The following is a 14,393-nucleotide window of genomic DNA, read 5'->3' on the forward strand; positions in this document are numbered from 1 at the left end:
GAATCTAGAGTACCGGCTCCGACCCTGTGCGTGCCATATCCATGTAGATTTCCTGCAGGCGGCGGGTGATCGGCCCCGGCTTACCATCGGAAACTGTCTGGTCCTCAATGCCGATGATCGGCGTCACGAAGCTTGATGCGCTGGTGAGAAATGCTTCCTTGGCGGCCTTCGCCTCATCGACGGTGAACAGGCGCTCCTCGATGCGCAGGTTCTGTTCCTCCGCGATCTTGATGACGGCGCGGCGCGTGCAGCCGGGAAGGATGGCATGCGAATTGGGCCGCGTTACCAGCACGTTGTCATTGGTGATGATGAAGGCCGTCGATGAGCCGCCCTCGGTGACGAAGCCGTCCTCCACCAGCCACACCTCATGAAAGCCCTTGCTCTTGGCCTGTTTCTTGGCCAGCACCTGCGCCAGAAGCATGACGGTCTTGATGTCGCGGCGTGCCCATCGCGTATCGGGCGCAACATCCACACGCACGCCGTTGCGCACCGAAGGCGCATTGGCGAGGTTCTTGGCCTGCGTGAACATGACGAAATTCGGCTTGATGTCGTCGGCATAGACGAAATCGCGCTCGGCTTCGCCGCGCGTCACCTGCATATAGACGACGCCTTCGCGCAGTTCGTTGCGCTTCATCAGTTCGATCTGTGCCGCGCGAATGGCGTCCAGCGATGCGGGCAGCGGAATTCCAAGTTCCCTGACGGAGCGTTCCAGACGGGCAAGATGCAGTTCGTTATCGACCAGACGGCCATCGATGACGGCACTGACTTCGTAAATCCCGTCACCAAAGAGAAAGCCGCGATCGAACACCGACACTTTCGCTTCGTTTTCTGCGACAAAAGCGCCGTTCAAATAAATTACCCTGGCCAAAACACGTCCTCGGACATCTGTATGATTGATCGATCCGGACGGTAGGGAAAAACTTTTCCCGCTGCCAATGCTATGTTTTGCAATCACTATGCAGAAATTGCATAAGGGTAAGGCAGTAAGGCAATAGGGCAGTAAGGCAGTAGGAAAAGGTCAGGTTGAGGCCATTCCTAACATACTGCCCTTTTGCCTTACTGCCTTACTGCCCTTTGCAAGAAATGCCCTTTGCAAGAAAGGCCCCCAATGGAACTGAAATGGCTGGAAGACTTCATCGCGCTGGCGGCGACGTCGAGTTTCTCGCGCGCGGCGGATGCCCGTCATGTGACGCAATCGGCGTTTTCCCGCCGGATCAAGCAGCTTGAACTCTGGCTGGGGGTCACGCTTGTCAACCGGGCGACCTTTCCGGCCGAACTTACCCGCGAGGGGCGGACCTTCCTGCCGGTCGCGCAGGATACAGTGCGCCAGTTCTACAATACGCGCAAGGCATTGCAGCCAAGCCGCGAGGTCCAGAACCCGGTCCTCACATTTTCAGCGCTCCACACGCTGACGGTGACATTCTTTCCGCACTGGCTGAAGCAGATCGATGACGATGTCGGCGGCATCCGCTCCCTGCTCAGCCCCGATCGCGGCGGCTTCGAGGACAATATCGCGACACTGACGGAAGGCGAGGTCCATTTCTTCCTGACCTATGCGCATAATTCCGTGCCGATCCTCATCGACCGCACGCAATTTCCCTATATCGTGCTCGGTACCGAACGGCTGATGCCGGTCTCGCGTCCTTCCTCGACGGGTCCGGTCCTGGATCGCGCAATCGCCAGCGGGGAGGCGCTGCCATATTTGAGCTATGGCGACTTTTCCTTTTTCGGCGCTGCCTTGTCGCAGAAATTTGCTTCCGGCACGGCATTCAAGCGCCAGGTCGTGCACGAAAACACCATGTCGATCGGCTTGAAGGCCATGGCGCTCGCGGGCTGGGGCATGGCCTGGCTGCCGGAAAGCCTCATTTTTGACGAGCTGCAACGCGGCGAACTCGTAGCGGCTTCAACTGATCCCTATTGGGATTTCACGGTCGAGATCCGCATTTACCGTCATGATGCGGCGCTTCCGGCCCATGCCGAGAGTTTTTGGGACTATTTGCAGGCAAAAGATCGGGCGATATCCCAAAAGGGCGATTGACAGCGGCCCATCGCCGGGGCTGTAACAGCACTGCATATATCAAGCCGGCAGCAGGGGACAGGTCGCGGCATGAAAATGACCATCGAACAGACGCTCGATCAGGCGGGTACGGGCGCTTTCCAACGCGGTCTTCTCGGCGTGTTCGGCCTTGTCTGGGCCGCGGACGCCATGCAGGTGCTCGCCGTGGGCTTTACGGGTGCGGCCATTGCAAAGACATTCGGGCTGACGGTTCCGCAGGCATTGCAGACCGGCACGCTGTTCTTCCTCGGCATGCTGATCGGCGCGGCCCTGTTTGGAAGGCTGGCCGATAAATATGGCCGCCGCCGCGTGCTTCTCATCACCGTCGCCTGTGATGCCCTGTTCGGGCTGCTTTCGGCATTCGCGCCCGGTTTCGGCATCCTGCTTGCCCTGCGCTTCATGACGGGCGTGGCCGTCGGCGGAACCCTGCCGGTGGATTATGCGATGATGGCAGAATTCCTGCCCGCCAGAAATCGCGGCCGCTGGCTGGTCATGCTTGAAGGTTTCTGGGCTGTCGGCACAGTGATCATTGCGCTCGCGGCCTGGGCGACGAGCCTCGCAGGCGTCGAGGATGCGTGGCGCTATATCTTCATCGTCACCGCGGCGCCGGCGCTGATCGGCATCTGGCTGCGCCTCTGGGTGCCGGAATCCCCGATGCATCTTTTGAAGTCGGGACGCCCGGAAGAAGCCAAATCGGTGATGAACCGCGTGCTTCGCCGCAATGGCAAACCGGAACTGCCGCCCAAGGCGCGCCTCGAAGCGCCGCTGATGGCGACGGGCGAAAAGCTTCTTTCGCCCAATCTGCGCCAGCGCACGCTGACGACGCTGGCGATCTGGTTTCTCGTTTCGGTGTCCTATTACGGCATCTTCACCTGGATACCGGCAAAACTTGCCGGGGATGGTTTCGGCTTCGTCCGCGGCTATGGCTTTCTTGTGGTGGTCGCACTCGCCCAATTGCCGGGCTACGCGCTCGCCGCCTATGGCGTGGAAGCCTGGGGCCGCAAGAAGACGCTGATCGCCTTCCTGTTCATCAGCGCCGCTGCCTGCGCGCTCTTCACCGTCGCCAACAGTTCGGCGGTCGTCGGCGCATCCATCCTCATCATGAGCTTTGCCCTGCTCGGCACATGGGGCGCGCTCTACGCCTTCACGCCCGAGCTTTATCCGACAGGATTGCGCGCCAGCGGCATGGGAGCGGCAGGCGCGATGGCCCGCCTCGGCGGCCTGCTTGCGCCGTCTGCGCTGGCGCTCGTCATCAGCCAGAGCTTTTATGTTGCCGTGGCATTGTTTGCAGGACTGCTGGCGCTGGCCGGAATCATCGCCTTCTTCATCGATGTGGAGACGCGGCAGAAGGCTTTGGATTGAGCAAAAAAGCCTGGAAATCAACGCGAACTTCCGGGCTTTTTCAGTGAACTACGCTCTATTCCTTATCCATTGCTTTCGGTAGGCGGCATAGGCTGCATTGCCCGGCCTGAAAATCCTGCCATGCTGTTCTGGCACGCTTGCACCGGCCAGCAATCCGGCACCAAAAGACGTGCCGGTCGATCCCGCTACGGCTTCGACTTCGCGCCCGGTAAAGTTTGCGAGAGCATCGAGATAGGTGGTGTTTCCGGCAAATGGGCCTTCGACGATAACGGGGCCATCGGCACCCAAAAGGTGAAGGCAGGTTTCGGTCATCAGCGCCGCATAGATGCAGGCAGCAACATAGCGTTGCGCGTCGCTGGCCGTGTCCGCATTGATCCAGCGAAGCTTTGAATGCGGGTAGGGACCGCAATCGGGAACGGCGGAAGGCAGTGCCATGATCTGCTGCTCCAGTACGCGCGCCACAATACCGGGCAGGTCGGCGGCCGGAGGCATGGACAATCCCTCAGTCATGATGTCGAACTCGCGCCCGCCCATATAGCGTGCGGAAGGTACGGCGCGGCCATAGGCATCCACATTGGCCAGCGTATCGCGTTTTGGGTCAAGTCCGTCTAGATTGCCGCCAACGGCGAAACTGACCACCCAAGTCCCGGTTGATACGACCGAAAACGGGCCGTCCCGATCCATGAGATGCGCGAGCAGCGATGCATTGGAATCGTGAATGCCGCAATGAACCTGGATAGACCCGTTCAGGCCGATTTCCTGTGCGATTTCAGGAAGCACATTGCCGAGCGCATCGAAAGCCGAACGAAGCGGCGGAAATTTTTCGCGGAGGCCCAGCCGGTCAACGAGGGGCGAGAAAACGGCTTCCTTCGGCAGCCAAAGATCGGTGTGGCAGCCGAGCGACGTCACCTCCGTGGCGGCGATCCCGGTCAGACGCCAGGCCCAATATTGCGGATAGGTGAATATGTAATGCGTCCGCGCAAAATCGTCGGGAAACATGGTCTTCAGATAATGAACCTGCGCGCCGAGATTGAGGCCGAGCGAAAGCGACGGCGAGAATGTATGCCGGAAATCCGGTTTGATCGCGGCATAGGCGGCGCGGATTTCAGCCGGATAGTCCAGTTCATAATCAAGGACCGGCATTGCGAGCGAGCCATCCTCCGCGACGAGGACCGCCGCCGCGCCATGGGTCGTGATGGAAATGGCATCAAAGCCCGGTTCTTTGGCGAAAGCGGCGAGGCTTTTCAGGAAAAAGCGCCACAACGCCTCAATGTCATAATGCGGATAGAGACCATCGCACAGCACTTTATTCGGCATGCGGCAGGCGGCGATCTCTTCGCCGCCTGCCGCATCGAGCACCACGACCTTGGCATTGGTCTTGCCGATATCGAGAATGGCAATGCGCTTCATGGCATATAAAAGACAGGCTTGAGGTCTATGGAAACCGGCGAATTATCCGGGTTCGTCGCCATGATATCGGCCATATGTGCCCACCATTTTTTCATCACCGGATGATCGGGCAGGGCGGCCATGCCATGCGTGGCCGTGCGTGTCAGCACACCGAACAGGCTGTTGCTCTCGTCATCGAGATAGATCGCGTAATCCGACACGCCCGCCTGGCGCAGAAGGTCGACCAGTTCCGGCCAGATTGCGTCATGGCGGCGGCGATATTCCGCCTCCATGCCGGGATTGAGCTTCATGCGAAATGCGTAACGTTCAGCCGTCATGCCGCGCGCCTTCCCTTGAACTGCCGGATGAGGATCGGCAGTGAAATGGTGACGATGAGCAAAAGGCCGATGAAGATCGACATGACGATGCCCGGCACGTTGAGCAATCCCAGACCAAAGGTTACGAGCCCCATCACGAATGCCGCAATCACCACGCCGACGATTGTACCCGAACCGCCAAGGATCGACACGCCGCCAAGCACCACCATGGTGACGATTTCCAGTTCCCAGCCTTGCGCGATGGACGGGCGCGTGGAACCAAGGCGCGAGGTCAGGCAGACGGAGGCGATGCCGCTCATCGCGCCGGTCATCAGGAAAAGCACGAATTTGGTTTTTTCGACCGGAATGCCGGAAAAGCGCGCCGCGAATTCATTATTGCCGATGGCATAGATGCGGCGTCCGAAGCTGGTCCAGTGCAGGATCACGCCGAACAGCACGGCAAACAGAACGAACAGCGCGAACTCGAACGAGATCACCCAGAACACATAGCCCTGTCCGAAATAGGCAAAGCTTTCCGGATAGCCGCCAAAGGCCTGATCGCCGAGCACGATATAGGAAATACCGCGAAACAGGCTCATCGTGCCGATGGTGACGACGATGGAGGGCAGTTTCAGCCCGGCCACCAGCCCGCCATTGATCGCGCCGCAGACAAGGCCGGTGCCGATACCGATCATGACGAGGCTCGGCGTGCCGACGCCAGCCTGCGCCGCCGCGCCCATGGCCGTGGAGGCAAGCGCGATGATGGCAGCGACAGAAAGGTCGATTTCGCCGGAAATGATGAGAAGCGTCATCGCAAAGGCGATCAATGCCTTTTCGGTGAAATTGAACGTGGCATCCGACAGGTTCCACGCATTGAGGAAGTAGGGCGAGGCGAAGGAATTGGCGATAAAGATCGCCACCGCCACGCCAAGCAGAAGCATTTCCCAGCTTGCGAAGATGCGGGAAAAAGGCGTTCCGAGCCGGTCCGGAATGTGACGGCGCTGTTCGTTATTCATGCCCGGGCCTCCTCATAAGTCTTCGCGGCCTTGTCGCGCAAGATAATGCGTCCGCGCCGCTTTTCCTGCCGCGCATTGAAGATCACGGCCAGAATGATGACGGAACCGGAAATCGCCATCTGCCAGAAGGGCGATATGTCGATGACGGGCAGGGCATTCTTGATGACGCCAAGGAACAGCGCACCCAGAACGGCGCCTGCAACCGTACCGATCCCGCCAAGTGTCGAGATGCCGCCGATGACGCAGGCCGCAACGCTGTCGAGTTCAAACCCGGCAGCCACATCCACATAGGCAACGGCATAGCGCGATACCCAGAGATAACCGCAAAGTCCGGCCAGTGCGCCCGAAAGCACGAAGGCGAAGAAGCGCGTGCGGCCAACATCGATGCCCGTATAGACGGCAGCAGTCGGATTGCCGCCGGAAGCATAAAGGGCACGTCCGAAGAAGGTTCGCGTCATCAGCACATAGATGAGCGCCACGATCACAATTGCTGTCCAGCCGAGAAGCGGCAGGCCCAAAACCACCGTGCGCGGCGTGTTGAGAAACGGTGCCGTCATCTGGTGGGCATTCACCCAGGCACCGCCGGACAGCACAAAGGCCATGCCGCGATAGATGGTGAGCGTGCCAAGCGTGACGACAATAGCCGGAATGTTGAGCTTCCAGACCAGAATGCCGTTGATCGCGCCCAGAACCGCACCGATGCCGATGGCAAGCACGATGAGAAGCACGAGCGGCAGGCCCGGATAGGTCGCGTTCAGCATCGCGACCGCCATGCCGGTAAAGGCGAGATTGGCGGCGACCGACAGGTCGATGGACTTGGTCAGGATCACCGCCATCTGTCCAAGCGCGATAATGATCAGGATCGACGTATCGTTGAAAATATTCGCCAGATTGCCGGCGCTGGCAAAGCCCGGCGCACGGCTTGCGAAAAGTCCCACCATAAGCGCTATGATGACGAGGAGCAGGAGTTCGCGCTGCTTGAGCAACTGTTTCATCGTCTACTCCGTGTTTCCAGTAGCGGCGCGCACCAGCACTTCCGCGTCCAGGCTGGAGCGCTCGAAGATGCCTTCCATCAACCCTTCGCGCATGACCATCACGCGGTCCGACATGCCGATGATTTCCGGCAGTTCCGACGAGATCATGATGATGCTCAAGCCTTCTGCCGCCAGTTCGCTGATAAAGGCGTGAACAGCAGCCTTGGACCCGATATCGATGCCCTTGGTCGGCTCATCGAGAATGATGACCTTCGGATTGGTGGCGAGCCACTTGCCGATGACGACCTTCTGCTGGTTGCCGCCGGAGAGCGTTCCCACAGGGACCGAGAGCGCTGCGGCGCGCAGATCAAAGCGCTCGGCATATTTGCGCGCCAGCGCCAGTTCTTCCGCCATGCGCAGGAAGCCGTTGCGCGAGGTGCGGGCGAGCGACGGCAGCGATACATTTTGGAAGATCGGCAGTTGCAGCACGGCACCGTGGCGTCCGCGCTCTTCAGGTACATAGACGATGCCATGCGCCACCGCATCGCCGGGGCGGCGAATGCTGATCTCGCGATCTTCAAGCGTCACACGACCACGGGAAGGCTTGGTGATGCCGAACAGCGATTGCGCGAATTCCGAGCGCCCCGCACCGACAAGCCCATAAATGCCAAGGATCTCACCTTTGTGGAGCTCAAAGGAAATGTCGCGAAATTCGGTCGGATGCGAATAATTTTCGACCTTCAGCACGGTCTTGCCGATAGCCACATCCTGCTTGGGGAAAGCCTGATCGACGGAGCGCCCGACCATCATGCGGACGATATCGTTCTGCCGCGTATCGCCAAGCGCGCCGTGCCCGACGGCGTGCCCGTCACGGAAAACGGCATAATTGTCTGCGATTTCATAGACTTCATCGAATTTATGGCTGATGAACAGGATGGCTTTGCCCTGCGCTTTCAGACGCGCGACGATGCGGAACAGGTCGTCTACTTCCTTGCGCGACAGGGCGGCGGTCGGCTCGTCCATGATAACGATGCGCGAATCCACCGACAGAGCGCGGGCAATGGCGACCAGATGCCGCTGGGCGATGGACAGTTCCTTCAGCTTGATGCGGGCATCGACGGTCGTTTCCAGCGACGACAGCAGTGCCTGCGAACGCGCATAGACCGCCTTCCAGTTGACGAAGCCGAACTTCGTGCGGGGCGCATGGCCGAGATAGATGTTTTCGCCCACCGACAATTCGTCGAAAAGCACGGTTTCCTGATGAATGGCCGTGACGCCATGATCGGTCGCATCCTGTGCGGTTGCAAAATGCACCGGCTTGCCGTCGATAAGGATTTCCCCCTCATCGGGCTGGTATATGCCGGTCAGGATTTTGACCAGTGTGGACTTGCCAGCGCCGTTCTCTCCGATCAGCGCCGTCACCTTGCCGGGATAGAGCGCGATGTTCACATCATCGAGCGCACGCACGCCGGGAAATGTCTTGGCAATGCCACGCATTTCCAGAATGGGCAGATCCGTTGCGGCAAGCCCCGGCTCTCCGCCGGATTGGCCGCTCGATTGAAAGGCTGCATTCATCGCAGATACCTGAAGTCGATTCCGGGGGAATAGGAGGCGACATCCGTTTGTCGAATCCCGCCTCTTTTCATGAATGCGCACCTTTTCGGGATGCGCTTTTCCGATCAGAAGACCTTGGAGAATTCGTCGATATTCGACGCGTCATAGACGAAAGGATCGCTCATCGCGGCTTCGCCATTGTCACCGATCTTGATCTTGCCCATGCGTCCGGCTTCGATTTCCGAGCCCGGCTTGCCATCGGCATCACCCTTTACGAGATGATAGGCAATCTGGGTTGCCGAATAGCCAAGATCGATTGGGTTCCAGATGGCGAATTCCTTGGTTGCGCCCGACTTGATGGCACCGGCCATTTCCGACGGAAGACCGAGGCCCGTCACATAGACATCGCCGATCTTGCCTGCATCCTTCACGGCCTGCGAGGCAGCCAGCACGCCAACGGTCGTCGGCGCCACGATGACCTTCACATTCGGGTTGGAAGTCAGCAGCCCTTGCGCTTCGCGATAGCTCTTGTCGGCCAGATCGTCACCGTAAACGGTCGTCACCAGATTGAGGCCCGGAAAATCCTTGAGTTGCTTCTTCATCTCGCCGATCCAGATATTCTGGTTGGTCGAGGTGGTGGTGGCGGAAAGGATCGCGAAATCGCCCTTGCTATCCGGCAGGTGATCGGCGGCAAGCTTGAGGCACATCTTGCCGATCAGCTCGTTGGAAGACGGATTGAGGTGGACGATACGACCTTCAGGCGCAACGCCCGAATCCCACGAGATCACCTTGATGCCGCGCTGTGCGGCTTTCTTCAGGGCAGGGACGACTGCATCCGGGTCATTGGCCGAAATGGCGATGGCATCCACACCCTGCGCGATCAGCGAATTGATGACCTCGATCTGGCCTTCTGCCGTCGTGGTGGTCGGGCCGGTATAGATGACCTCAACGCCGCCCAGTTCCTTGGCGGCTTCCTGCGCGCCCTTGTTGGCGGCTTCAAAGAAGCCGTTGCCGAGCGATTTTGCCACGAGCGCGATCTTCATGTCGGCAGCCTGCGCATGAGCAGCCATGAAGGCAACGGCCAGAGCCGTGCCCAATGCCAGTTTCTTGAAAAGTTTCATGTCTCATTCCTCCCAGTATAAAGACATATGTTTCGCTTCGTCCGGCTCAGGCCACCTCGGCGGAATCTCCGCTTTCGCCACCCTTGCCGGCATGTGCGGAACCCTGCGCTACGATGAGCCGGATGCCCGCATTTTCCACCATGCGCCGTGCCTCGTCCGAAATGCCATCATCGGTGATCAGCGTGCTGACGCGGTCGAGAGGGCAAAGGATGAGGCTGGAACGGCGCGTGAATTTCGTTGAATCGACCATCAGGACAAGCTCGTCCGCCTGGCCCATGAGCTTCTGCTCGCTCTGGATGATGAGCGCATCGGACTCCATCACCCCGAGCGGGCTGATCCCCTGACAGCCCATGAACATGCGCCGTCCGTAGAAATTGCGGATGACGTCATTGTCGAAAGGCGACAGGATCAGGCTCTGGTCGCGATAGATCGCGCCGCCGGGCACGATCACCGTGCTTTTCGACTGGCGCAAAAGATGTTCGGCGATGGCGAAGGAGTTGGTCAGCACCTGCAAGCGGCGCGGGGCCAGATAATGCACCATCTGGAAAGTCGTGGACCCGCCATTGATGATGATGCTGTCGCCTTCCTCGCAAAGCGCCACGGCCTCGCGTGCAATGGCGCGCTTGCGATCGGCATTTTCCGATTCCGAAACCTTGAAAGGGCGGCCCGTCAGGCTGGCGAACTGCGGGGGATGAATGGCCTCGGCGCCACCACGCACGCGCTTGATCCGGCCCTGCATATGCAGCGATGCGATATCGCGCCGAAGGGTCGCTTCCGACGCTTCCGTCAGTTCCACCAGATCCTGAATGGTAATCACCGGCTTTTCCTGAACAGCGCTCAGGATGATGCGGTGGCGCTCTCTTTCGTGCATGGCTCCTCCTTGTGCCTGTATCGGGCGTAAAGCCTGCGCATGTCAATCATAAACAATCACAATAGCGCACAATAATCACAATAATGATTGGATATGATTGTTTATGATTGACAGCAATTCGTTTCATACGTCATATCTGCCGCAACATGATCGGCAGCGCGTGGGGTGAGCACGCGATCTGCGATTCACGATAACAGAATTGGGAGGATGACATGGTGGCCAAGAGCAGGCTTCTCGAAAACCGGTGGGATGATGCCAGGGCGGCAACGATGGATGAGCCGGGCAAGCTGCTTTATCGCTCCAATCTGCTCGGCTCCGACAAGCGCATCACCAATTACGGCGGTGGAAATACCTCCGCCAAGGTCGAGGAAACCGATCCGCTGACCGGCGAGAAGGTTCAGGTTCTCTGGGTCAAGGGGTCTGGCGGCGATGTCGGCACCATCAAGCTGGACGGTTTCGCCACGCTTTATCAGGACAAGCTCGATGCACTGAAAGGCATCTACAAGGGTGTCGAGGACGAGGACCGCATGGTCGGTTTCCTGCCGCACTGCACCTTCAACCTCAATCCGCGCGCCGCTTCCATCGATACGCCGCTGCACGGGTTTGTCGCTTTCAGGCATGTCGATCACATGCATCCGGATGCCATCATCGCGATTGCCGCGTCCAAAAACTCCCGCGAACTGACCGCCGAGATTTTCGGCGATGAAATCGGCTGGCTGCCTTGGCGCCGCCCCGGCTTCCAGCTTGGTCTCGACCTTGAAGCTTTCGTGAAGTCAAATCCTGACGCCAAGGGCGTTGTCCTTGAAAGTCACGGGCTTTTCACCTGGGCCGACGATGCGAAAACCTGCTACGAAACCACGCTTGCCATCATCAACAAGGCTATCGAATGGCTTGACGGGAAGACGGCGGGCAAGCCCGCTTTTGGCGGTGCTGTCGCGCAAAGCCTCGCAGCTTCCGAACGCCGTTCCATCGCCGCGCGGCTGATGCCGGAAATTCGCGGGCTTATCGGCAGGGATGAGCGCAAGCTCGGCCATTTTGACGATCAGGATTCCGTTCTGGAATTCGTGAATTCGAAGGAACTGCGCCCACTCGCAGCTTTGGGCACATCCTGCCCGGACCACTTCCTGCGCACCAAGATCCGTCCGCTGGTCATCGATTTCGATCCCGCCAAGCCGGATGTTGATGCGGTCGTAGCGGGGCTTGAAGGCGCACTGGAAACCTATCGTGCCGATTACAAACGCTATTATGAGGCGTGCAGGCATGACAATTCGCCGAAGATGCGCGATCCCAATCCGGTGATCTTCCTGATCCCCGGCGTCGGCATGCTCTCCTTCGCCCGCGACAAGGCGACGGCACGTATCGCGGGCGAATTTTATGTCAACGCGATCAATGTGATGCGCGGCGCATCCGGCGTATCGGAATATCAGGGACTACCGGAACAGGAAGCCTTCGATATCGAATATTGGCTGCTTGAGGAAGCCAAGCTGCAACGCATGCCGAAGCCCAAAAGCCTCGCCGGACGCATCGCCTTTATCACTGGCGGCGCTGGCGGTATTGGTTTTGCTACCGCCGAAAGGCTGGCGGGCGAGGGTGCTTGCGTGGTTCTGGCGGATATTGACGCAAAATCGCTCAAAACCGCTCACGACACTCTGGCAAAGCGTTTCGGCACCGATCAGGTACGCAGCGTCGAACTGAACGTGACCGACGAAAAAGGCGTGGCCAATGCCTTTGCCGAGGCAAGTGTCGAGCTTGGCGGGATCGATATTCTGGTGTCCAATGCCGGTATTGCGTCATCCGCGCCCGTGGAAACGACGGAACTCTCCATGTGGAACCGCAATATCGACATTCTGGCGACCGGCTATTTCCTCGTTTCGCGAGAAGCTTTCCGCCTGTTTCGCCGCCAGAAGATCGGCGGCAATATCGTGTTTGTCGCCTCCAAGAACGGGCTTGCCGCTTCGCCCAATGCTTCCGCCTATTGTGCGGCCAAGGCTGCGGAAATCCATCTGGCGCGTTGTCTGGCGCTGGAAGGTGCGGATGTCGGTGTCCGCGTCAACGTGGTCAACCCGGATGCGGTTTTGCGCGGCTCCAAGATATGGGATGGTGAGTGGCGCGAGCAGCGCGCCGCATCCTCGAAAATCGATGTTTCCGAGCTTGAAGAACACTATCGCAAGCGCTCCATGCTGAAGCTGAACGTCTTCCCGGAAGACATTGCGGAGGCGATCTATTTCCTTGCAAGCGATGCTTCGGCAAAATCCACCGGCAACATCATCAATGTCGATGCCGGGAACCAGCAGAGTTTTCCACGCTGACCCAATAATCTGGAATGTTCTGGGAGGAACCATGTCCGATCAACCTATTCCGGCCGATTTCATCGCCGAGCATAATTCCGGTTTTGAAAAGGCGCTGAAGAGCGATTATCAGGCGCTTGGCGAACAGCTTTTGCGCCGCGGGATCGAAATCGACAGAATTACAGACAAGGTGGCATCCTATTTCGTTGCCGTGCCTTCGTGGGGCACGGGCACGGGCGGCACACGCTTCGGACGTTTTCCGGGAAAGGGGGAGCCGCGCGGCATTTTCGACAAGCTCGACGATTGCGCCGTCATCAACCAGCTTTGCCGCGCGACACCCAATGTTTCCCTGCATATTCCATGGGACAAGGCCGATCCGAAGAAGCTCAAAGCCCATGCTGAAGCGCTTGGGCTTGGTTTCGACGCCATGAATTCCAATACCTTTGCGGATGCGGCGGACCAGAAGCTTTCCTATAAATTCGGGTCGCTTACCCATGTCAACCCAGCAGTGCGGGCGCAGGCGATCGAACACAACATCGAATGTATCGAAATCGGAAAAGCCATAGGTTCCAAGGCCTTGACCGTCTGGCTGGGCGACGGTTCCAATTTTCCGGGCCAGCAGAATTTCACCCGTGCCTTCGAGCGTTATCTCAATTCCATGGGCGAGATTTACAAGGCATTGCCCGATGACTGGCGGCTGTTCTCCGAACACAAGATGTATGAACCGGCCTTCTATTCGACCGTGGTTCAGGACTGGGGCACCAATTATCTCATCGCCTCGACGCTTGGACCGAAGGCGCAATGTCTGGTCGATCTCGGCCATCATGCGCCCAATACCAATATCGAAATGATCGTCGCGCGGCTGATCCAGTTCGGAAAATTGGGCGGATTCCATTTCAACGACAGCAAATACGGGGATGACGACCTCGACGCCGGCTCCATCGATCCGTATCGATTGTTCCTTGTTTTCAATGAGTTGGTCGATGCGGACTATCGCGGTGTGGCGGATTTTAATCCTGCCCACATGATCGACCAGTCGCATAATGTGACCGATCCGCTGGAAAGCCTGATCTCATCCGCCAATGAAATTCGCCGCGCCTATGCGCAGGCGCTTCTGGTGGATCGCGAAGCGCTGGAGACCTACCAGCACGAAAACGACGCGCTGATGGCATCCGATACGCTGAAACGCGCCTACCGGACAGACGTGGAACCGATCCTCGGCGAAGCGCGCCGCCGCACTGGCGGGGCCATCGAACCGATTGCCGCCTACAGGGCGAGCGGCTATCGCGGCAGGGTGGCGAAGGAGCGCCCGGAGAGCAAAAGCGATGGCGGGGCGTTCAACTGAAACGCCCGCCCGCCACAAAATTGCCGTAAAAAGAACGGGCGCTTGACACATTCCGGCGGAGGTTTTGGTCGCTTTTTCGTTCAGAAAATCGCGTTTGGTG

General features: G+C 58.8%; 12 protein-coding genes. 4 read left to right on the plus strand and 8 right to left on the minus strand.

What is annotated here, in order from left to right:
- Positions 1-4 precede the first annotated feature (4 nt).
- The gene (locus tag AVM02_RS09005; protein ID WP_411506629.1) at positions 5-868 is read right to left on the minus strand and encodes a D-amino-acid transaminase; all 864 of its coding nucleotides are present in this window, start codon (positions 866-868) and stop codon (positions 5-7) included.
- A gap of 240 nt (positions 869-1,108) precedes the next feature.
- Here AVM02_RS09005 and AVM02_RS09010 point away from each other — a divergent pair, with 240 nt between their 5' ends.
- The gene (locus AVM02_RS09010; protein WP_411506630.1) at positions 1,109-2,038 is read left to right on the plus strand and encodes a LysR family transcriptional regulator; all 930 of its coding nucleotides are present in this window, start codon (positions 1,109-1,111) and stop codon (positions 2,036-2,038) included.
- 69 nt (positions 2,039-2,107) lie between these two features.
- On the plus strand, positions 2,108-3,418 hold the full coding sequence (locus AVM02_RS09015; protein ID WP_411506631.1) for an MFS transporter: 1,311 nt from the start codon (positions 2,108-2,110) through the stop codon (positions 3,416-3,418).
- Between the two features lie 48 nt (positions 3,419-3,466).
- Here the strand turns inward: AVM02_RS09015 and AVM02_RS09020 are convergent, their stop codons facing one another.
- The 7 genes from AVM02_RS09020 to AVM02_RS09050 all read right to left on the minus strand — a co-directional run bounded on the left by AVM02_RS09020 (position 3,467) and on the right by AVM02_RS09050 (position 10,660).
- Positions 3,467-4,828, minus strand: coding sequence for an FGGY-family carbohydrate kinase (locus tag AVM02_RS09020; protein WP_411506632.1), 1,362 nt, complete (start codon positions 4,826-4,828; stop codon positions 3,467-3,469).
- Positions 4,825-5,145 carry an L-rhamnose mutarotase gene (rhaM, locus tag AVM02_RS09025; RefSeq protein ID WP_411506633.1) on the minus strand — a complete coding sequence of 107 codons (321 nt, stop codon included), beginning with the start codon at positions 5,143-5,145 and terminating at the stop codon, positions 4,825-4,827. Before rhaM ends, AVM02_RS09020 begins: the two co-directional genes overlap by 4 nt.
- Entirely contained in the window at positions 5,142-6,140 is a 999-nt protein-coding gene (locus AVM02_RS09030) for an ABC transporter permease (protein ID WP_411506634.1), read from the minus strand. Before AVM02_RS09030 ends, rhaM begins: the two co-directional genes overlap by 4 nt.
- Positions 6,137-7,135: an ABC transporter permease gene (locus AVM02_RS09035; protein WP_411506635.1), complete on the minus strand. Its 999-nt coding sequence runs from the start codon at positions 7,133-7,135 to the stop codon at positions 6,137-6,139. Before AVM02_RS09035 ends, AVM02_RS09030 begins: the two co-directional genes overlap by 4 nt.
- A 3-nt stretch (positions 7,136-7,138) precedes the next feature.
- Positions 7,139-8,689 (minus strand): sugar ABC transporter ATP-binding protein, encoded by a 1,551-nt coding sequence (locus AVM02_RS09040; RefSeq protein ID WP_411506636.1) that lies wholly within the window; start codon positions 8,687-8,689, stop codon positions 7,139-7,141.
- A 104-nt stretch (positions 8,690-8,793) separates the two neighbouring features.
- The gene (gene rhaS, locus AVM02_RS09045) at positions 8,794-9,789 is read right to left on the minus strand and encodes a rhamnose ABC transporter substrate-binding protein (RefSeq protein WP_411506637.1); all 996 of its coding nucleotides are present in this window, start codon (positions 9,787-9,789) and stop codon (positions 8,794-8,796) included.
- A gap of 46 nt (positions 9,790-9,835) precedes the next feature.
- On the minus strand, positions 9,836-10,660 hold the full coding sequence (locus AVM02_RS09050) for a DeoR/GlpR family DNA-binding transcription regulator (RefSeq protein WP_411506638.1): 825 nt from the start codon (positions 10,658-10,660) through the stop codon (positions 9,836-9,838).
- Between the two features lie 212 nt (positions 10,661-10,872).
- Between AVM02_RS09050 and AVM02_RS09055 the strand changes: the two genes are divergently transcribed.
- Together AVM02_RS09055 and rhaI are read left to right on the plus strand one after the other, a co-directional pair.
- Positions 10,873-12,969 (plus strand): bifunctional rhamnulose-1-phosphate aldolase/short-chain dehydrogenase, encoded by a 2,097-nt coding sequence (locus AVM02_RS09055; RefSeq protein ID WP_411506639.1) that lies wholly within the window; start codon positions 10,873-10,875, stop codon positions 12,967-12,969.
- Positions 12,970-13,000: 31 nt separating this feature from the next.
- Positions 13,001-14,293, plus strand: coding sequence for an L-rhamnose catabolism isomerase (gene rhaI, locus AVM02_RS09060; protein WP_411506640.1), 1,293 nt, complete (start codon positions 13,001-13,003; stop codon positions 14,291-14,293).
- The last annotated feature ends 100 nt before the right edge of the window (positions 14,294-14,393 follow it).

The organism is Brucella anthropi (assembly GCF_046630315.1).
GTDB lineage: Bacteria > Pseudomonadota > Alphaproteobacteria > Rhizobiales > Rhizobiaceae > Brucella > Brucella anthropi_A.

Excerpts from the sequence above, each read along its gene's own strand:
- AVM02_RS09010 (WP_411506630.1), top strand. The coding sequence starts at position 1,109 with ATGGAACTGAAATGGCTGGAAGACTTCATCGCGCTGGCGGCGACGTCG.
- AVM02_RS09015 (WP_411506631.1), top strand. The coding sequence starts at position 2,108 with ATGAAAATGACCATCGAACAGACGCTCGATCAGGCGGGTACGGGCGCT.
- AVM02_RS09020 (WP_411506632.1), bottom strand. The coding sequence starts at position 4,828 with ATGAAGCGCATTGCCATTCTCGATATCGGCAAGACCAATGCCAAGGTC.
- rhaM (WP_411506633.1), bottom strand. The coding sequence starts at position 5,145 with ATGACGGCTGAACGTTACGCATTTCGCATGAAGCTCAATCCCGGCATG.
- AVM02_RS09030 (WP_411506634.1), bottom strand. The coding sequence starts at position 6,140 with ATGAATAACGAACAGCGCCGTCACATTCCGGACCGGCTCGGAACGCCT.
- AVM02_RS09035 (WP_411506635.1), bottom strand. The coding sequence starts at position 7,135 with ATGAAACAGTTGCTCAAGCAGCGCGAACTCCTGCTCCTCGTCATCATA.
- AVM02_RS09040 (WP_411506636.1), bottom strand. The coding sequence starts at position 8,689 with ATGAATGCAGCCTTTCAATCGAGCGGCCAATCCGGCGGAGAGCCGGGG.
- rhaS (WP_411506637.1), bottom strand. The coding sequence starts at position 9,789 with ATGAAACTTTTCAAGAAACTGGCATTGGGCACGGCTCTGGCCGTTGCC.
- AVM02_RS09050 (WP_411506638.1), bottom strand. The coding sequence starts at position 10,660 with ATGCACGAAAGAGAGCGCCACCGCATCATCCTGAGCGCTGTTCAGGAA.
- AVM02_RS09055 (WP_411506639.1), top strand. The coding sequence starts at position 10,873 with ATGGTGGCCAAGAGCAGGCTTCTCGAAAACCGGTGGGATGATGCCAGG.
- rhaI (WP_411506640.1), top strand. The coding sequence starts at position 13,001 with ATGTCCGATCAACCTATTCCGGCCGATTTCATCGCCGAGCATAATTCC.